Source organism: Pseudomonas sp. ADAK13 (genome assembly GCF_012935715.1).
Taxonomy (GTDB): Bacteria; Pseudomonadota; Gammaproteobacteria; order Pseudomonadales; family Pseudomonadaceae; genus Aquipseudomonas.
Genome location: NZ_CP052860.1, coordinates 1,588,809 through 1,605,673, shown reverse-complemented (window position 1 = coordinate 1,605,673; position 16,865 = coordinate 1,588,809). Strand labels below are relative to the sequence as shown.

Sequence of the window (16,865 nt, the reverse complement as noted above, 5' to 3'; positions counted from 1 at the left end):
GCACGGGCTTAGCTCTGTGCTTGATGCAGTTCTTGCAGACGGTCAGCACCGCCTTCCGCTACGCCGTCGGCATAAGCGCGTTTGTTGGCACGGCTCGAACCGTCTTCAACCAGACCTTTCTGTTCCAGGCGATCACGGCCACCTTCGGCAACAGCGTTGCGTTCCATCAGGCGATCAGCGCCACCTTCAACCAGGCCTTTCTGTTCAAGGCGATCACGGCCGCCTTCAGCAACACCTTCGGTGTAAGCGCGTTTGTTGGCTTGTTCCGAACCGTTTTCAGTGATGCTGCCGTTGTAGTCGGTGTTGTTCTTGTCCGAAGCACCGCTGCGCGCCAGGGTTTGGCTAACGTGGGAAGCGTCGGCTTTCACTTGTGGTGTGGCCTGTTCAGCCGCTGGCAGGGCAAATGCGCTGGTGGCCAGGACGGAAAGTACAAAGCTTGCGAGTAATTGGCGTTTCATGATGGGTTGCTCCTTGGGAGGGCGATAAATTGGGTACAGGGCTAATGCTACTCTTGATAAGTCGATATAAAAGTTCATAAACACAATGGTAATAATCAACAGAATTGATTGTTCTCGGCGAGGGCTCTATCTCGCAGGTCTCAAGCCCGCGCTTTTGCACCGTGGTGGGTATTTTCGACACGATCGTGGGTAACAACGGTGCGCCGTCGATGATAGAAACTGTCGAGTTGGTCAGGAAACGCGGTTTTTACGGGTAATTCTTCAATGGGGTTAAACCCCCGCGCCGTTTGTCAGTCGTAGCCATATAAGCTGTAGTCAAAACGTGCGCCGCAAGGCGCCCGCTCAGTCGTAACCTGGAGTCCTGTGCAATGACGCGCACTCGTAAAATTCTCGCCTGGAGCTGCGCCAGCTTCGCTTTGTTAATCGCCATTGTGGTGTTGGTCCTGGTGTTCTTTGACTGGAACCGGATCAAGCCGCCACTCAATGCCAAGGTCTCCGAAGAGCTGCACCGCGCCTTTGCCATCAACGGCAACCTGGCGGTGGTGTGGCAGCGCGAGCCCGATGAAGGCGGCTGGCGCGCCTGGGTTCCGTGGCCCCATGTGATTGCCGAAGACCTGACCCTGGGTAATCCCGACTGGTCGAAAACCCCGCAGATGGTCACCCTCAAGCGTGTGGAGCTGCGCATTTCGCCCCTGGCGTTGCTGGCCCAGCGCGTGGTGATCCCGCGGATCGACCTCACCGAACCGAGTGCACAGTTGCAGCGCCTGGCCGACGGCCGCGCCAACTGGACCTTCAAGTTCGACCCCAAGGACCCCGACGCCGAACCGTCCAGCTGGGTGGTGGACATCGGCGCGATCGGCTTCGACAAAGGCCACGTGACCCTCGACGATCAAACCCTCAAGACCCAACTCGACGTGGTGATCGATTTGCTCGGCAAGCCGATTCCCTTCGGCGAAATCGTCGGCGATGCCGATGCCAAGAAAGCATTGGAAAAAGGCTCGGCGCCGCAGGATTACGCGTTCGGGCTCAAGGTCAAAGGCCAATACCACGGCCAGAAACTCGATGGCACTGGCAAGATCGGTGGCCTGCTGGCATTGCAGGACGCGGCCAAGCCGTTCCCGCTGCAAGCCCAGGCCAGGATCGGCGACACCAGCATCGCGCTGGCCGGCACCCTGACCGACCCAATGAACCTCGGCGCCCTCGACCTGCGCCTCAAACTCTCGGGCAGCAGCCTGGGCAACCTGTATCCGCTCACCGGCGTGACGCTGCCGGATTCGCCGGCCTATTCCACCGACGGCCACCTGATCGCCAAGCTGCACGAAGCCAGCGGCGCGTCGTTCCAGTATGAAAACTTCAACGGCAAGATCGGCAACAGTGATATCCACGGCAACCTCGGTTACGTCGCCAGCCAGCCACGGCCCAAGCTCACGGGCGCGTTGGTCTCCAACCAACTGCTGATGACTGACCTCGCGCCATTGATTGGCGCCGATTCCAACGCCAAGCAAAAAGCCCGTGGCGGCGAAAGCAAGCAGCCGGCAACCAAAGTGCTGCCGGTGGAAGAGTTCCGCACCGAGCGCTGGCGCGACATGGATGCCGATGTTGAATTCACCGGCAAGCGCATCGTCCACAGTGCCGAGCTGCCGTTCACTGACCTTTACACCCACCTGGTGCTGAACGATGGTCAGTTGAGCCTCGAGCCCCTGCGTTTCGGCGTGGCGGGCGGCAAGCTAGACGCGCAGATCCGCCTCAACGGGCGTACCACGCCGATGGAAGGCCAGGCCAAACTCACCGCGCGGAATTTCAAGCTCAAGCAGCTGTTCCCAACCTTCGAACCGATGAAAACCAGCTTTGGTGAACTCAACGGTGACGCGGACATTTCTGGGCGCGGCAACTCCGTGGCGGCGTTGCTCGGAACGTCGAATGGCGATCTGAAGATGTTGATCAACGACGGCGCCATCAGCCGCGGGCTGATGGAAATCGCCGGGCTTAACGTCGGCAACTACGTGGTCGGCCGCCTGTTTGGCGACAAGGAAGTGAAGATCAACTGCGCGGCCGCCGACTTTGGCATCAAGTCCGGCCTGGCGACGACTCGCCTGTTTGTGTTCGATACCGAGAACGCCATCATCTACATCGATGGCACGGCGAACATGGCCAGCGAGCAGTTGGACCTGACCATCACGCCAGAGTCCAAGGGCTTCCGCCTGTTCTCCCTGCGCTCGCCGTTGTACGTCAACGGGCCGTTTATCAAGCCCAATGCCGGGGTGAAAGCCGTGCCGTTGATGTTGCGTGGCGCGGGCATGGTTGCACTGGGGGTTATTGCCGGGCCGGCGGCGGGCTTGCTGGCGCTGGTGGCACCGAGCGGCGATGAGCCGAACCAGTGTGCGCCGTTGCTGCAACAGATGAGGGAAGGCAAGGCACCGAAGACGGTGAAAGGCTAAAAAAAGGGGGAGCCATTTGGCTCCCCCTTTTTTTGTGCGGCGGTTGCTTACAGGTCCTGCAGAATATCCGCCATGTCGTCGGCGTGTTCTTCTTCCTGGGCCAGGATGTCTTCGAAGATCCGGCGGGTGGTCGGGTCTTTATCGCCGATGTATTGAATGATCTCGCGATAGCTGTCTACCGCGATGCGCTCGGCGACCAGGTCTTCGTAGACCATTTCCTTCAGCGTATTGCCGGCCACGTACTGGGCGTGGGAGTTCTTCGACAGCAGGTCGGGGTTGAACTCCGGCTCGCCGCCCAGCTGCACGATGCGCTCGGCCAGCTTGTCGGCGTGTTCCGCTTCCTGGGTGGCGTGTTCGAGGAATTCCTCGGCGGCGACATGCGCCTTGACGCCATTGGCCATGAAATAGTGGCGTTTGTAGCGCAGCACGCACACCAACTCGGTGGCCAGCGATTCGTTGAGCAAGCGCAGGATTTCCTGGCGGTCGGCGTCATAGCCTTCGGTTACGGCACCGTTTTCGACGTTCTTGCGGGCGCGCTCACGTAAGGTGGCTACGTCAGACAAATGTGAGTCAGTCATCTCATTCTCCTGGTACTAATCCGGTTTTGCGCCACGCTCTGCCGGCGTGATCGCTCCAAGTTGTGAGTCCCAGGCAACGCAAAAAGTTTTATCGGATTTTACAACGCGTGCCCCGACAGCCGTGCTTCCTCCTGCAACCACTCAAAAAACGCCCGGACCGGCGGGTGCCGTTCGCGGCCCGGTACGCACAGGGCGCTGTAGCCGGCGCCGTCGACGCGGATCTCTGGCCGGTAGGGCACCAGCAGCCCACTGGCGAGTGTTTCCGAGACCAGGATATTGCTCGCCAACACCAGGCCCTGGCCGGCAATCGCCGCTTGCAGGGCATAGTGTTCTTCATCGTATTCGCGCAGTGGCGAGGCGGATTGCAGCCAGTGTTCCCCGGCCTTTTCGCACCAGGCCTGCCAGCCCAGGGCGTAGAGCCTGGAGTTGTGCCAGCGCACGCTGATCAAGGTCGGGGTGCGCTGGCTGGCCAGGGCGACCTGCTCGGGAGAGCCGTACACCGCAAAACACTCGTCGAACAGACACAAGCCATGCAGGTTCGTGTAGTCGTCCAGGCTGTAGCGGATTACCAAATCGACGCTGGCATCTTGCTGCAAGTCCACGACGGCGCAGTTGGTGTCCAGGCGCAGGTTGATGTTCGGGTGAGCGGCATAGAAGCGTCCCAGCCGCGGCACCAGCCATAAGGCGGCGAACGCGGGCGTGGTGGACAAGGTGAGATGGCCGGCGCTGCGCTGCGGTCGCAGGGTGTCGACGCTTTGCGCTACGTCCAGCAGTGCGCCATGCAGGCTGCTGAACAGTCGCTCGCCACACTCTGTCAGGCGTACCTGGCGCGGCAGGCGTTCGAACAATGGCACGCCGAGCCAGGTTTCCAGGGAGCGAATCTGGTGGGACACCGCTGTGGGTGTCACCGACAACTCCTGGGCGGCGGCCTTGAAGCTCAGCAGGCGCGAGGCCGATTCAAAGGCACGCAGGGCGGTCAGGGGCAGCGAGGCAAACATGTGGGGCTCCATGGATGAAATGATTTCATCCAAAGCAACTATTGCTCATTTGTGAGGCTGGCGGCCCGGCTCTAGATTTGTGCGCAAGAGAGGCCGCCATTCAGGTTGCCCGAGTCTAACGCGTGAAGGCTTACAGATGAAAAAAATGCTTGCGATCCATTCCAGCCCCCGTGGCGAACGTTCCCATTCCCGGCGCCTGGCGGAGGTGTTTCTGGCCGCCTGGCACACCGCCAACCCGGACGCGCACCTGACCCGCCGCGAAGTCGGCCGCGCGTCGATTCCCCATGTCAGCGAAGCGTTTATTGCCGCCAGCTTCCACCCCGAACCCCAGTCCATGCCCCTGGCCATGCACGCGGATTTGCAACTGAGCAATGAGCTGGTCCGCGAGTTGGTCGAGCATGAACTGCTGGTGATTTCCGTGCCGATGTACAACTTCGGGATTCCCAGCGGCCTCAAGGCCTGGATCGACCAGATCGTGCGTATGGGGCTGACGGTGGACATCACCCAGGACAGCCAGGGCATTGCCCAGTACAAGCCTTTGCTGTTGGGCAAAAAGGCATTGATCATCACCAGTCGCGGCGGCAGCGGCTTTGGCCCGGGCGGTGAAAACGAGGCGATGAATCACGCCGACCCGCACCTGCGAACCGCCTTGGGGTTTATCGGCATCGAAGACGTCATGGTGATTGCCGCTGAAGGTGAAGAGTCCGACCCCAGCGTTTTCCGCCGCTCCTGCGATGCGGTCGAAGGTCAGTTGCGGGACCTGGCAGGGAGCTTCTGACGTGTCCTGGCTCTTCCTGCTGATTGCGGCCGGGTTCGAGGTGACCTTTGCCATGAGCATGAAATACGCCGACGGTTTCACCCGGCTGTGGCCATCGCTGATCACCGTCATCGCGGCCGTGGGCGGGATCTACTTCCTGACCCTGGCCATGCGGGAGTTGCCGGTGAGCGTCGCCTACCCGATCTGGACCGCGATTGGCTCGCTGGGCACGGTGTTTCTCGGGTTTGCGTTGCTGGGGGAGAGCCTGACGCTGATCAAGCTGGTGTCGGTGGGGCTGATCGTCGCCGGCGTGGTGGGCCTCAAGTAGCGTCATGGCTTGGTCACGGAGGCTGGTCTAGGATGGGCCCATCGCCTCGCTTTCAAGGACGTTCGCTCCATGCCGCAGTCATTGGCTACACGTTATCCGCTGGTGCTGGTGCCGGGGATGTTGGGGTTTGTGCGCCTGGTGCTGTACCCGTATTGGTACGGCATCGTCCCGGCGCTGCGTGCCGGCGGGGCGCAGGTGTTTGCGGTACAGGTGGCTCCGCTCAATTCCAATGAGGTGCGGGGCGAACAGCTGCTGGCGCAGATCGAGACGATTCGCCGGGAAACCGGAGCCGACAAGGTCAACCTGATCGGCCATAGCCAGGGCTCGCTGACGGCGCGGTATGCGGCGGCCAAACGCCCGGACTGGGTGGCGTCGGTGACCTCGGTGGCCGGGCCCAACCATGGCTCGGAACTGGCGGATTACTTCCACACCCATTACCCGGCGCACAGCGCCAGGGGGCGTATCCTGAGTGTGTTGCTGCGGCTGGTCGGCGTGCTGATGGGCCTGCTGGAAACCGGCTACCGCGGCCCGCGTTTTGCGGCGGACATTCATGCGTCCCACCAGTCACTGACGAGCGAAGGCGTGGCCTTGTTCAATCGCCAGTATCCCCAGGGCATCCCGGACACCTGGGGCGGGCAGGGCGCCGGGGAGGTCAATGGCGTGCGCTATTACTCCTGGTCCGGCACCTTGCAACCGGGCAAGACGGACCGTGGCCGCAACCTGCTGGACGGGACGAATCGCAGTTGCCGGTTGTTCGCCAGAGCCTTTGTGCGGGAGAAGGGCCAGTGCGACGGCATGGTCGGCCGCTGCAGCTCGCATCTGGGCACTGTGATTGGCGATGACTACGCCCTGGACCACTTCGACATCGTCAACCAGTCCCTGGGACTGGTGGGCAAGGGCGCCGAGCCGATCCGGCTGTTTGTCGAGCATGCCCGGCGCCTGAAGGAGGCCGGGGTTTAGCCTGGCCTGACCGGTGTTGTCCAACGCTCCGACAAAATCACCCCGCCCAGCGTCAGCAGTCCACCCACCAGGTGATACATCGCCAACTGCTCCTTCAGCACCACCGCCGCAATCAGCGCCGTGATCAGCGGCAGCAGGTTGAAAAACAGCGTGGTACGGCTCGGGCCCAGGGTCTTCACCGAGTGCATCCACGCCAACGGCGCCAGCATCGAGGCCAACAGGCAGGCATACAGCACCAGCGGGATGTTCGACCAGCCAAGGCCGGCCTTGTCGGAGAACAGGAACAGCGGAAACAGCACCACGACCGCCACCAGCACCTGCAAATACAGCAATACCAGCGGCGGCAACCGCAGCTGCCATTTTTTCAGCAGGGTGCTGTAGACCGCGTAGGCAAGGGTGGCCACCAGCATCATCGCGTCACCCAGGTTCAGGCCGTGTTGCAGCAGGGCGCTGAGGCTGCCGGCCGACACGACGACCACCACACCGGCGAACGACAGCACGGCACCGGTGAGGGCGCCGAAGGTCAGGCGCTGGCCGAGGCTGATGATTGCGGCGGTGAGGGCCATCAGCGGCATCAACGAGAGGATGATGCCCATGTTGGTGGCCGAGGTCAGGTTCGCGGCGTAATACGCCAGGCTCTGATACACCGCCATGCCCAGCACGCCGAGGATGAAAATCTTGCCCAAATTAGGGCGAATCAGCGGCCAATTGGCGATGACGGGCTTGAGCATGAACGGGGTAAACAGCAGGCCGGCCAGCAGCCAGCGATAAAAGCCGATCTCGGCGGGGAAAATCGTCCCTACCGCGAGTTTGTTGACCACGGTATTGCCGGCCCAGATAAAAATGGCCAATAACGGATAAGCGTATTGCATCGAGAAGAACCAGTTGCGTCTATGAGGGGCGATTATCCTTTGTCTGTATCGAAGCCTATACTTCGATCCAGCCATCCGACCTTTGTATCCAGACAACATGCTCAAGAAGTACATCAACCTACCCGATTTCGACCAGTTGCCGTCCCCGGTGTACTTCCGTTATTCGGAGTTCGAGGCTGACACCCACGCCAGCGCGCACCAGCATGCCTGGGGTTCCCTGGACTACTCGGCCCGCGGCGTGATGCGCTTTGAAGTGGCCGGGAGTCGCTTCATGTCGCCGCCGCAATACGCGGTGTGGATCCCCCCGAACACCCAACACAGTTCCTACAACGCCCAGGCGATTGTCTACCGCTCGGTGTACCTGGGGCCCGCGCTGTGCGAGCAATTGCCGCCGCAGCCGTGCACCCTGGCCATCAGCGATATCCTCAAGGCGATCCTCAGTGATTTCGCCGACCGTGATGTCAATATTCCCGAGAGTGAAGCCGATATACGCCTGGCCCAAGTGTTGGTCGACCAGCTCAGGCAGGCGCCGGTGCATGATTGTTTCCTGCCGTACGCCAGCCGCCCCGGGTTGCTCAGTGTGCTCGAGGGCATGCAAGCCGATCCCGGGGATAACCGCGCGCTGGCCCAATGGGCGGAGCAGGTGCATGTCAGCGAACGCACCCTGGCCCGGCAATTTGCGCGTGACCTGGGGATGAGCTTCGGCGAATGGCGCCAGCGCCTGCGATTCCTGGCGGCCATCGAGGCGCTGGACAGCCCCCGCAGCGTGCAGGAAGTGGCGTTTGACCTGGGCTACAGCACCGCCTCGGCGTTTATCGCGATGTTTCAGCGCCAGGCCGGCTGTACCCCGGAGCAGTACCGCCGAACGAATATACGCAGTAGGAAGGTGTAACAGGGTTTGACTACACTGCTGGGGAGGCCGTGCCCCTCGGCACGGTAACAGGGAGAAAACTCCATGAAGATGCTGCGTATTCCGCTGTTGATGATGGGCCTGCTGCTGTGTTCCCAAGGCTTTGCCGCGACTGCCGCACAGACGGCTCAGCAACAAAAAATGACCACGTGCAACGCCGAAGCCAAGACCAGTGGCAAAACCGGTGATGAGCGCAAGGCGTTCATGAGTACTTGCCTCAAGGCCGCTCCGGCCGCCAACGACGCCAAGACCCTCACGCCACAGCAGCAGAAGATGAAAGACTGCAACGCCACGGCGAAAACACAGGCACTGACCGGCGATGCGCGTAAAACCTTTATGAGCACCTGCCTGAAGAAATAATAGCCGGGTGCCATAGAAGGCTGCGACACTCGCACACAGCCCTCTGCAGGAGCGAGCATGCTCGTTCCTGCGCATCCTTTAACGCCGTTCGTTTTGAGGCTGTATGCCAACGTTTTCTCAGCGTCACGTGTTGTTGTTGGTCAGTTGCGTGCTTATTTTTGGCGGGCTGCTGCTGGTTTTGCCGTTGAAGTTGCTGCCGAGCCTGCTGGCCGGATTGCTGGTGTATGAGCTGGTCAACATGCTCACCCCGCAGTTGCAGCGGTTGATCGAAGGCCGGCGTGCGCGCTGGTTGGCGGTGGCGTTGCTGGGGACCTTGATCGTCAGCATCCTGACCCTGATCTTTGCCGGGGCCATCAGCTTCCTGTTGCACGAAGCGGAAAACCCGGGGGCTTCCCTCGATAAATTCATGGGCGTGGTTGACCGTGCGCGCGGCCAGTTGCCGCCGTTTCTCGACGCCTACCTGCCGGCCAGCGCCGCCGAGTTCCGCGTGGCCATCGGCGAATGGCTGAGCAAACACCTCAGCGAATTGCAGCTGGTGGGCAAAGACGCCGCGCACATGTTCGTGACCTTGCTGATCGGCATGGTGCTGGGGGCGATCATCGCCCTGCAACGCGTGCCAGACCTCACCAAGCGCAAACCCCTGGCCGCCGCGCTGTTTGATCGTCTGCACCTGCTGGTTCAGGCCTTTCGCAACATCGTCTTCGCCCAGATCAAGATCGCCGCACTGAACACCGCCTTCACCGCGATCTTCCTCGCCGTGGTGCTGCCGCTGTGCGGGATCCACCTGCCGTTGACCAAGACCCTGATCGTGCTGACGTTCCTGCTGGGCCTGTTGCCGGTGATCGGCAACCTGATGTCCAACACCCTGATCACCATCGTGGCCTTGTCGCTGTCGATCTGGGTAGCGGTGGCGGCGTTGGGTTACCTGATCGTCATCCACAAGGTCGAGTACTTCCTCAACGCGCGCATCGTCGGTGGGCAGATCAGTGCCAAGTCGTGGGAATTGTTGTTGGCGATGCTGGTGTTCGAAGCCGCCTTTGGCCTGCCGGGAGTGGTGGCTGGGCCGATTTATTATGCGTACTTGAAGAGCGAGTTGAAGCTGGCGGGGATGGTTTAACAGCCAGCACCGGCCCTTTGGCGGGAGGGCTGTTGTGGCGAGGGGGCTTGTCCCCCGTTGGGCTGCGAAGCGGCCCCAAACCAGGTAACGCGTTTAATCTGAAAAAATGCGTTTACCTTGATAGGGCCGCTTCGCAGCCCAACGGGGGACAAGCCCCCTCGCCACAACAAGCTCCTTCAGCAAAAGGAGTGGGGTTTGTCACTCAGTAGCCGTAGCGCTTGCTGGCCTCAATCGCCAGACCACTGCCGATACTGCCAAAGATATTCCCTTCCACATGCTGCGCGTTCGGCAGCATCGCCGAGATGCTGTGGCGCAGTGCCGGGATGCCGCTGGAACCCCCGGTAAAGAACACCGTGTCCACCTGGGCCACGTCCACCGAGGCGTCGTTGAGCAACTGGGTCACGCTGTTGCGCACGCGCTCCAGCAAGCCGTCGATGGCCGATTCGAACAGCGCCCGGCTCAACTCCACGCTCAGCCCCGGCTCCACCCGGTCCAGCAGCACATGGCGGCTGTCCTGCTGCGTCAGCTGGATCTTGGTTTCTTCCACTTCCATCGCCAGCCAGTGCCCGGCGCGCTGTTCGATCAGGTTGAACAGGCGGTCGATGCCGCCGGTGTCCTCGATGTCGTAGCGCATGCTGCCCAGCGCCAGCTTGGATTTCTGCGAGTACACCGAGTTGATGGTGTGCCATGTCGCCAGGTTCATGTGGTGGCTGGTGGGCATGTAGGCGCCGCTCTTCATGCGGCTGCCGTAGCCGAACAGCGGCATCATGCCGGCCAGCGAGAGTTGCTTGTCAAAGTCGGTACCGCCGATGTGCACGCCGCCGGTGGCGAGGATGTCGTCGTGGCGGTTGTCGATCTGGCGACGCTCGGGCGACAGGCGCACCAGGGAGAAGTCGGACGTACCACCGCCGATGTCGACGATCAGCACCAGTTCTTCTTTCTCGATGGTGGACTCATAGTCGAAGGCTGCGGCGATCGGTTCGTACTGGAACGAGATGTCCTTGAAGCCGATCTTGCGGGCCACGTCCACCAGGGTGTTTTCGGCTTCCTGGTCGGCCATCGGGTCGTCATCCACGAAGAACACCGGGCGGCCCAGCACGACTTCGTCGAACTCACGGCCGGCGGTGGTCTCGGCGCGGCTCTTGAGTTGGCCGATAAACAGCGCCAGCAGGTCGGTGAACGGCATGGCCGTGCCCAGTACGCTGGTGTCGTGCTTGATCAATTTGGAACCCAGCAGGCTCTTGAGCGAGCGCATCAGCCGGCCTTCGTAGTTTTCCAGGTACTCGTGCAGGGCCAGGCGACCGTACACCGGGCGACGCTCTTCGAAGTTGAAGAACACCACCGACGGCAGCGTGATCTTGTCGTCCTCCAGCGCGATAAGCGTTTCCATGCCGGGACGAATCCAGCCGACGGTGGAGTTGGACGTGCCGAAGTCGATACCGCAGGCACGGGCTGGGGATGGGTTTTTCATGTCAATCGGGTTCCGGTTGAAAAACGGCCGCGCAGTGTATGCCACCCGCGTGCAGATGCGTAGGCCGACTATCCGCTAAATACAACACACTTGTTACCTTGAAAGCCCGGCCTTTGCCCCCAAATCCTCCCCATACGGTTGGTGGCTGCAAGTTTCTGCCCGCAGCGCCGATAAACTTCTGACGCACCCCCGGGTCACAAGATTGAGATCGGTCAATCCAGACGCCGCAAACAGGCGCATGCTGTGACGCTGGCAGTGCGATATCGATAACGGACGGTGATACTCCCGATGGACTTCAAAGACTATTACAAGATTCTCGGCGTCGAGCCGACTGCCGACGACAAGACGATCAAGGCCGCCTATCGCAAGCTGGCGCGCAAATATCACCCGGACGTGAGCAAGGAAAAGGACGCCGAAGCCAAGTTCAAGGACGCGTCCGAAGCCTATGAAGCGCTGAAAAGCGCCGACAAGCGCGCTGAATACGACGATTTGCGCAAATACGGCCAGCACGGCCAGCCATTCCAGGGCCCGCCAGGCTGGCAGAGCCGTGGCGGCTACGGCGGCGGTGGCCAGGACACTGGTGACTTCTCGGACTTCTTCAGCTCGATCTTCGGTTCGCGCGGCAATGGTTTTGGTGGTGCCCAGGGCCGTAGTGCCGGGCGTCGAGGGCAAGATGTGGAAATGGAACTGCCGGTCTTCCTCGAAGAGACCCTGTCCAACGAGTCCAAGCCGGTCACCTTCCAGGTGCCGCAGTACAACGCCGCCGGCCAGCACGTCAGCAACACCACCAAGAGCCTGAACGTGAAGATCCCGGCCGGTGTGGCCGACGGTGAACGCATCCGCCTCAAGGGCCAGGGCGCGCCGGGGATTGGCGGTGGTGCCAACGGTGATCTGTACTTGATCATCAAGTTCGCGCCACACCCCAAGTTCGACGTGGAAGGCGAGAACCTGATCATCACCCTGCCGCTGGCCCCGTGGGAGCTGGCGCTGGGTACTGAGGTAGCCGTGCCGACCCTCACCGGCAAGATCAACCTCAAGGTGCCGGCCGGCAGCCAGAACGGCCAGCGCATGCGCGCCAAGGGCCACGGCTTGCTGAACAAGGCCGGGCAGCGCGGTTACCTGTTTGTGCAACTCAAGGCGGTCATGCCGAAAAACACCGACGACGAGGTCAAGGCGTTGTGGCAGGCATTGGCTGAAAAGGCCGCTTTCGATCCGAGAGAAACATGGAGTAGCTAACAATGAGCAGTCCCCGTGTGGTTCAAGTGAACATGGCAGAATTTTGTGAGGCCACCGACCTGTCGGTGGCCTACGTGATCGAAATCGTCGAGCACGGCATTCTTGAACCGGCGGGGCAAAGCCCTGAGTCCTGGCGGTTTACCGATTACGAACTGGCCCTGGCCAAGCGTGCGTCGGCGCTGCAAAAAGACCTGGAGCTGGAATGGGAAGGCGTCGCCCTGGCGCTGGACCTGCTGGAAGAAGTGCAGCAACTGCGTGCCGAGAACCAGATGCTCAAGCAGCGGCTGGGGCGTCTGGTCGTCGAATAACGGCCGCTCTACATACTTACATCCGACCTTGGAACCGGGCTGATTAAGGTAATCGCCTCTCTCCGATTCCAAGGTATTTGTGTATGCCAGACCCTCAAGCAGCCGACCTCCCCGCCAAGGTCTCAGCACAGCCAGGAAGCAGCAGTATCCATGGGGATTTTATAAACAACAGCCTCCCCGAATGGCTCATCAAGGCGTCAGCGCAACGGCGCATGCAACTCAAGTTGAATGACTTGGAGCACCTGCTCTGGTTCCAGGCACTGACGCTTCAACAACGCACGACCTTGAAGGCGTAAACCCAGGCCGGCCTGCATCAGCGCTTTGAGTCCGGGGCGTTGACGCAGGAGGCCTACACGCAACAATCCGATGACCTGGAGGGGCAGTTGCAGATTGAGGAGGCCGGATTGATCGAGAGGTTAAGTCGACAACTGTTGGCTGAGCATCCGCTCTGAAGATCAAGGCCTGGGTGTTCAACGACCCAGGCCTTTTCGGCTGTCTAGAACAGGAAATAACGCTGCGCCATCGGCAGCACATCCGCCGGTTCACACCACAGCAACACACCGTCGGCTTTCACCTGATAGGTCTGCGGGTCGACTTCGATGTCGGGCAGGTAATCGTTGTGGATCAGGTCGGTTTTCTGCACTGTCCGGCAACCCTTGACCACCGCAATCTGCTTCTTCAACCCCAACTGTTCGGGCAAGCCCGCCGCCAAGGCCGCCTGGCTGATAAAGGTCAGGCTGGTGGCGTGCAACGAACTGCCGAAGCTGGCGAACATCGGGCGGTAATGCACCGGCTGCGGCGTCGGGATCGAGGCGTTGGCGTCGCCCATCAGGCTTGAGGCAATCGCGCCGCCCTTGAGGATCAGGGTCGGCTTGATGCCAAAGAATGCCGGGCGCCACAGCACCAGGTCGGCCCACTTGCCCACTTCGATGGAGCCCACTTCATGGCTGATGCCGTGGGTGATCGCCGGGTTGATGGTGTACTTGGCGATGTAGCGTTTGGCGCGGAAGTTGTCGTTGCCTTCACCGTCACCCGGTAACGGGCCGCGCTGCTTTTTCATCTTGTCGGCGGTCTGCCAGGTGCGCGTGATCACTTCACCGACCCGGCCCATGGCCTGGCTGTCGGAGCTGATCATCGAGAACGCGCCGAGGTCGTGCAGGATGTCTTCGGCGGCAATCGTCTCGCGACGGATGCGGCTTTCGGCGAAGGCCACGTCTTCGGCAATACTCGGGTCCAGGTGATGGCAGACCATCAACATGTCCAGGTGTTCGTCGATGGTGTTGCGGGTAAACGGCCGGGTCGGGTTGGTGGAGCTGGGCAGCACGTTGGGGAAACCACAGGCCTTGATGATGTCCGGCGCGTGACCGCCACCGGCACCTTCGGTGTGGTAGGTGTGGATGGTGCGGCCCTTGAACGCGGCGAGGGTGGTTTCGACGAAGCCGGATTCGTTGAGGGTATCGCTGTGGATCGCCACCTGCACGTCGTACTCGTCGGCGACGCTCAGGCAGTTGTCGATGCTTGCCGGCGTGGTGCCCCAGTCTTCGTGCAGCTTGAGGCCAATGGCGCCGGCCTTGACCTGTTCGATCAGCGGCTCCGGCAGGCTGGCGTTGCCTTTGCTAGTGAAGCCGATGTTCATCGGGAACGAGTCGGAGGCCTGGAGCATACGCGCCAAATGCCACGGGCCGGAGGTGCAGGTGGTGGCGTTGGTGCCGGTGGCCGGTCCCGTGCCGCCGCCGATCATGGTGGTGACGCCGCTGGTCAGCGCCTCTTCGATTTGCTGTGGGCAAATGAAGTGGATGTGGGTGTCGATGCCGCCGGCGGTGAGGATCATGCCCTCACCGGCAATCACTTCGGTGCTGGCGCCGACGCAGATGGTCACGCCGGGTTGGATGTCCGGGTTGCCGGCTTTGCCGATGGCGGCGATGCGGCCGTTTTTCAGGCCGACGTCGGCCTTGACGATGCCCCAGTGATCGATGATCAGCGCGTTGGTGATCAGGGTGTCGACCACCTCATGGGCGAGCAGTTGGCTCTGGCCCTGGCCGTCGCGGATCACCTTGCCGCCGCCGAATTTCACTTCTTCGCCGTAGACGGTGAAGTCCTGTTCTACTTCGACGAACAGCTCGGTGTCGGCCAGGCGGACCTTGTCACCGACGGTGGGGCCGTACATGTCGGCGTAGGCTTGTCTGGAAATCTTCATGTGCATGCCTTGAGATTCAGGAAAGTTTGAAATCGTTCGCTTCGCTCTCTATCGCGGGCAAGCCCGCTCCCACATTTGGAACGCATTCCCCTGTGGGAGCAGGCTTGCCTGCGATGAGGCCCGAGCAGACACCAGAAAAACTACAGGTCGCCCATGATGCGTCCGGCAAACCCGAACACCCGGCGCTTGCCGCTCAATTCCACCAGTTCCACGTCGCGACTCTGCCCCGGCTCAAAGCGCACGGCCGTGCCCGCCGGGATGTTCAGGCGCATGCCACGGCTGGCGGCGCGGTCGAACGTCAGCGCGTCGTTGGTTTCGAAAAAATGGTAATGGGAGCCGACCTGAATCGGCCGGTCGCCGCTGTTGGCGACGCTCAGGGTGGCGGTGCGCCGGCCCACGTTGAGTTCGATGTCGCCAGGCTGGATCTGAAATTCGCCAGGAATCATGCAGGTTGTCCCAGGGTCTTGAAGTAGATGGCGGTCGGGGTGTAGCGCCCGTCCGGGCTTTGGCAGTAGTTGGGCAGTTCACCGATCTTGGTATAGCGCAGCGACTGGTAGAAGGCTTCGGCGCCAGAGCCGGCTTCGGTGTCCAGGTACAACAGCCCGCGTTTGTACTGGCGGGCGCTCAGCTCCAGGGCGGCCATCAGCTGTTGGCCGAGACCCCGGCGCCGGGCCTCGCTGTGCACCAGCAGCTTTTGCACTTCGGCACGGTTCAGGCCGTTGGCTTTCAGGCACAGCGCCAATTGCACACTGGCCACCACGACTTCATCGCGCACCACCACCCACAGCAGCAGGCTGCCGTCTTCGATACTCGCCTGCACGCCGCTGAGGTAGCTGCGGGCCTGGGTTTCGTCGAAGTCGGCCATGAAGCCTACCGAAGCGCCGTGCTTTACGGCGTCCAGCAGCAGCTCAACCAAACCCTGGCGGTAATGGGCAAAACTCTCGGCATTGACTCGACGCAGTTGGGCGTTCATCGGTGTCACTCCTTGGGCGGTTCGGCGCCAGGGTTGAGTGTCAGTTGCATGAAGGTCAGGTCCAGCCAGCGACCGAACTTGGTGCCGACCTGGGGCATCTGCCCGGTGGTGACAAAACCCAGGCGCTCATGCAGGCGGATCGAGGCCTGGTTGCCGCTCTCGATGGCGGCGACCATCACGTGTTTGTTGCAGGCTTTCGCCCGCTCCACCAGCGCGGTCATCAGATGGGGGCCGAGGCCTTTGCCGCGTTGGTCGCTGCGCACGTACACCGAATGTTCGACGGTGTGGCGAAAGCCCTCAAAGGGCCGCCAGTCGCCGAACGAGGCATAGCCTGTGACCTGCTCGTCTTCGACGGCCACCAGGATGGGGTAGAACTGCGACTGACGGGCGCTGAACCAGGCCTGGCGGTTGCCCAGGTCCACGGGTTGTTCGTTCCAGATCGCCGTGGTGTTCAGCACGGCATCGTTGTAGATATCGCGAATGGCCGGCAAATCGGCGTGCACCGCATCACGTATCAAAAAGGACATGGCAGGCCTCAGGCGATGGGTTGGTGGACGGTGACCAGCTTGGTGCCGTCGGGAAAGGTCGCTTCCACCTGGATGTCCGGGATCATTTCCGGAATGCCTTCCATCACCTGTTCGCGGGTGAGCAGGGTGGTGCCGAAGTGCATCAGCTCGGCGACGGTGCGGCCATCACGGGCGCCTTCCATCAGCGCGGCAGAGATGTAGGCGATGGTTTCCGGGTAGTTGAGCTTTACACCGCGCGCCAACCGCCGCTCGGCTACCAGGCCGGCGGTGAAGATCAGCAGTTTGTCTTTTTCCCGTGGGGTCAGGTCCATCGTTCAAGGTCCACTATGAAATACATTCGTAAAAACACCGGAGATCCAATGTGAAAGCTGCTTTCT

At 61.4% G+C, this 16,865-nt stretch carries 20 protein-coding genes; 10 read left to right on the top strand and 10 right to left on the bottom strand.

All coding sequences use genetic code 11. The features are described from left to right. Window positions 1-8 precede the first annotated feature (8 nt). Window positions 9-458, bottom strand: coding sequence for a hypothetical protein (locus tag HKK54_RS07665; protein WP_010173932.1), 450 nt, complete (start codon window positions 456-458; stop codon window positions 9-11). A 368-nt stretch (window positions 459-826) separates the two neighbouring features. Here HKK54_RS07665 and HKK54_RS07660 point away from each other — a divergent pair, with 368 nt between their 5' ends. Beyond that, the gene (locus tag HKK54_RS07660; RefSeq protein ID WP_169386493.1) at window positions 827-2,896 is read left to right on the top strand and encodes an AsmA family protein; all 2,070 of its coding nucleotides are present in this window, start codon (window positions 827-829) and stop codon (window positions 2,894-2,896) included. 47 nt (window positions 2,897-2,943) lie between these two features. On the opposite strand, the gene HKK54_RS07655 is transcribed toward HKK54_RS07660, so the two are convergent. Together HKK54_RS07655 and HKK54_RS07650 are read right to left on the bottom strand one after the other, a co-directional pair. After that, window positions 2,944-3,474 (bottom strand): ferritin-like domain-containing protein, encoded by a 531-nt coding sequence (locus HKK54_RS07655; RefSeq protein ID WP_010173935.1) that lies wholly within the window; start codon window positions 3,472-3,474, stop codon window positions 2,944-2,946. A 98-nt stretch (window positions 3,475-3,572) separates the two neighbouring features. Continuing rightward, entirely contained in the window at window positions 3,573-4,484 is a 912-nt protein-coding gene (locus tag HKK54_RS07650; protein WP_169389258.1) for a LysR substrate-binding domain-containing protein, read from the bottom strand. Between the two features lie 124 nt (window positions 4,485-4,608). Between HKK54_RS07650 and HKK54_RS07645 the strand changes: the two genes are divergently transcribed. The 3 genes from HKK54_RS07645 (at window position 4,609) to HKK54_RS07635 (ending at window position 6,517) form a co-directional block, all read left to right on the top strand. After that, window positions 4,609-5,250 carry an FMN-dependent NADH-azoreductase gene (locus tag HKK54_RS07645; RefSeq protein ID WP_010173938.1) on the top strand — a complete coding sequence of 214 codons (642 nt, stop codon included), beginning with the start codon at window positions 4,609-4,611 and terminating at the stop codon, window positions 5,248-5,250. Between the two features lies 1 nt (window position 5,251). Beyond that, window positions 5,252-5,557 carry a DMT family transporter gene (locus tag HKK54_RS07640; protein ID WP_010173940.1) on the top strand — a complete coding sequence of 102 codons (306 nt, stop codon included), beginning with the start codon at window positions 5,252-5,254 and terminating at the stop codon, window positions 5,555-5,557. A 69-nt stretch (window positions 5,558-5,626) separates the two neighbouring features. Further along, entirely contained in the window at window positions 5,627-6,517 is an 891-nt protein-coding gene (locus HKK54_RS07635; protein WP_010173943.1) for an esterase/lipase family protein, read from the top strand. Here HKK54_RS07635 and HKK54_RS07630 read toward each other — a convergent pair. Then, window positions 6,514-7,389 (bottom strand): DMT family transporter, encoded by an 876-nt coding sequence (locus tag HKK54_RS07630; protein WP_010173945.1) that lies wholly within the window; start codon window positions 7,387-7,389, stop codon window positions 6,514-6,516. The genes HKK54_RS07635 and HKK54_RS07630 overlap by 4 nt on opposite strands. A 97-nt stretch (window positions 7,390-7,486) precedes the next feature. Here HKK54_RS07630 and HKK54_RS07625 point away from each other — a divergent pair, with 97 nt between their 5' ends. The 3 genes from HKK54_RS07625 (at window position 7,487) to HKK54_RS07615 (ending at window position 9,776) form a co-directional block, all read left to right on the top strand. Continuing rightward, complete coding sequence (locus tag HKK54_RS07625) at window positions 7,487-8,281, top strand: AraC family transcriptional regulator (protein WP_010173947.1); 795 nt, start codon at window positions 7,487-7,489, stop codon at window positions 8,279-8,281. Between the two features lie 63 nt (window positions 8,282-8,344). Next, window positions 8,345-8,659 (top strand): PsiF family protein, encoded by a 315-nt coding sequence (locus HKK54_RS07620; protein WP_010173948.1) that lies wholly within the window; start codon window positions 8,345-8,347, stop codon window positions 8,657-8,659. Between the two features lie 103 nt (window positions 8,660-8,762). After that, complete coding sequence (locus HKK54_RS07615; RefSeq protein ID WP_003217402.1) at window positions 8,763-9,776, top strand: AI-2E family transporter; 1,014 nt, start codon at window positions 8,763-8,765, stop codon at window positions 9,774-9,776. 202 nt (window positions 9,777-9,978) lie between these two features. Here the strand turns inward: HKK54_RS07615 and HKK54_RS07610 are convergent, their stop codons facing one another. After that, complete coding sequence (locus tag HKK54_RS07610; RefSeq protein WP_093202293.1) at window positions 9,979-11,247, bottom strand: Hsp70 family protein; 1,269 nt, start codon at window positions 11,245-11,247, stop codon at window positions 9,979-9,981. Window positions 11,248-11,535: 288 nt separating this feature from the next. On the opposite strand from HKK54_RS07610, the gene HKK54_RS07605 reads away from it, so the two are divergent. The 3 genes from HKK54_RS07605 to HKK54_RS07595 all read left to right on the top strand — a co-directional run bounded on the left by HKK54_RS07605 (window position 11,536) and on the right by HKK54_RS07595 (window position 13,087). Next, window positions 11,536-12,483, top strand: coding sequence for a DnaJ C-terminal domain-containing protein (locus HKK54_RS07605; RefSeq protein WP_010173950.1), 948 nt, complete (start codon window positions 11,536-11,538; stop codon window positions 12,481-12,483). 2 nt (window positions 12,484-12,485) lie between these two features. After that, window positions 12,486-12,791: a chaperone modulator CbpM gene (locus HKK54_RS07600; protein WP_010173951.1), complete on the top strand. Its 306-nt coding sequence runs from the start codon at window positions 12,486-12,488 to the stop codon at window positions 12,789-12,791. A gap of 83 nt (window positions 12,792-12,874) precedes the next feature. Continuing rightward, window positions 12,875-13,087 carry a hypothetical protein gene (locus HKK54_RS07595; RefSeq protein ID WP_169386492.1) on the top strand — a complete coding sequence of 71 codons (213 nt, stop codon included), beginning with the start codon at window positions 12,875-12,877 and terminating at the stop codon, window positions 13,085-13,087. A gap of 200 nt (window positions 13,088-13,287) precedes the next feature. Here HKK54_RS07595 and ureC read toward each other — a convergent pair whose 3' ends face one another. The 5 genes from ureC to ureA form a co-directional block, all read right to left on the bottom strand. Further along, window positions 13,288-14,988: an urease subunit alpha gene (gene ureC / locus HKK54_RS07590; RefSeq protein WP_169386491.1), complete on the bottom strand. Its 1,701-nt coding sequence runs from the start codon at window positions 14,986-14,988 to the stop codon at window positions 13,288-13,290. Between the two features lie 140 nt (window positions 14,989-15,128). Further along, a complete protein-coding gene (locus HKK54_RS07585) occupies window positions 15,129-15,434 on the bottom strand; it encodes an urease subunit beta (RefSeq protein ID WP_010173954.1) in 306 nt (101 codons plus the stop codon). Continuing rightward, window positions 15,431-15,961, bottom strand: a complete 531-nt coding sequence (locus tag HKK54_RS07580; protein ID WP_010173956.1) for a GNAT family N-acetyltransferase — start codon at window positions 15,959-15,961, stop codon at window positions 15,431-15,433. Before HKK54_RS07580 ends, HKK54_RS07585 begins: the two co-directional genes overlap by 4 nt. A gap of 5 nt (window positions 15,962-15,966) precedes the next feature. Further along, on the bottom strand, window positions 15,967-16,488 hold the full coding sequence (locus HKK54_RS07575; protein ID WP_169386490.1) for a GNAT family N-acetyltransferase: 522 nt from the start codon (window positions 16,486-16,488) through the stop codon (window positions 15,967-15,969). A gap of 8 nt (window positions 16,489-16,496) precedes the next feature. Next, a complete protein-coding gene (gene ureA / locus HKK54_RS07570; RefSeq protein ID WP_003217383.1) occupies window positions 16,497-16,799 on the bottom strand; it encodes an urease subunit gamma in 303 nt (100 codons plus the stop codon). Window positions 16,800-16,865 lie beyond the last annotated feature (66 nt).

Excerpts from the sequence above, each read along its gene's own strand:
- HKK54_RS07665 (WP_010173932.1), bottom strand. The coding sequence starts at position 458 with ATGAAACGCCAATTACTCGCAAGCTTTGTACTTTCCGTCCTGGCCACC.
- HKK54_RS07660 (WP_169386493.1), top strand. The coding sequence starts at position 827 with ATGACGCGCACTCGTAAAATTCTCGCCTGGAGCTGCGCCAGCTTCGCT.
- HKK54_RS07655 (WP_010173935.1), bottom strand. The coding sequence starts at position 3,474 with ATGACTGACTCACATTTGTCTGACGTAGCCACCTTACGTGAGCGCGCC.
- HKK54_RS07650 (WP_169389258.1), bottom strand. The coding sequence starts at position 4,484 with ATGGAGCCCCACATGTTTGCCTCGCTGCCCCTGACCGCCCTGCGTGCC.
- HKK54_RS07645 (WP_010173938.1), top strand. The coding sequence starts at position 4,609 with ATGAAAAAAATGCTTGCGATCCATTCCAGCCCCCGTGGCGAACGTTCC.
- HKK54_RS07635 (WP_010173943.1), top strand. The coding sequence starts at position 5,627 with ATGCCGCAGTCATTGGCTACACGTTATCCGCTGGTGCTGGTGCCGGGG.
- HKK54_RS07630 (WP_010173945.1), bottom strand. The coding sequence starts at position 7,389 with ATGCAATACGCTTATCCGTTATTGGCCATTTTTATCTGGGCCGGCAAT.
- HKK54_RS07625 (WP_010173947.1), top strand. The coding sequence starts at position 7,487 with ATGCTCAAGAAGTACATCAACCTACCCGATTTCGACCAGTTGCCGTCC.
- HKK54_RS07620 (WP_010173948.1), top strand. The coding sequence starts at position 8,345 with ATGAAGATGCTGCGTATTCCGCTGTTGATGATGGGCCTGCTGCTGTGT.
- HKK54_RS07615 (WP_003217402.1), top strand. The coding sequence starts at position 8,763 with ATGCCAACGTTTTCTCAGCGTCACGTGTTGTTGTTGGTCAGTTGCGTG.
- HKK54_RS07610 (WP_093202293.1), bottom strand. The coding sequence starts at position 11,247 with ATGAAAAACCCATCCCCAGCCCGTGCCTGCGGTATCGACTTCGGCACG.
- HKK54_RS07605 (WP_010173950.1), top strand. The coding sequence starts at position 11,536 with ATGGACTTCAAAGACTATTACAAGATTCTCGGCGTCGAGCCGACTGCC.
- HKK54_RS07600 (WP_010173951.1), top strand. The coding sequence starts at position 12,486 with ATGAGCAGTCCCCGTGTGGTTCAAGTGAACATGGCAGAATTTTGTGAG.
- HKK54_RS07595 (WP_169386492.1), top strand. The coding sequence starts at position 12,875 with ATGCCAGACCCTCAAGCAGCCGACCTCCCCGCCAAGGTCTCAGCACAG.
- ureC (WP_169386491.1), bottom strand. The coding sequence starts at position 14,988 with ATGAAGATTTCCAGACAAGCCTACGCCGACATGTACGGCCCCACCGTC.
- HKK54_RS07585 (WP_010173954.1), bottom strand. The coding sequence starts at position 15,434 with ATGATTCCTGGCGAATTTCAGATCCAGCCTGGCGACATCGAACTCAAC.
- HKK54_RS07580 (WP_010173956.1), bottom strand. The coding sequence starts at position 15,961 with ATGAACGCCCAACTGCGTCGAGTCAATGCCGAGAGTTTTGCCCATTAC.
- HKK54_RS07575 (WP_169386490.1), bottom strand. The coding sequence starts at position 16,488 with ATGTCCTTTTTGATACGTGATGCGGTGCACGCCGATTTGCCGGCCATT.
- ureA (WP_003217383.1), bottom strand. The coding sequence starts at position 16,799 with ATGGACCTGACCCCACGGGAAAAAGACAAACTGCTGATCTTCACCGCC.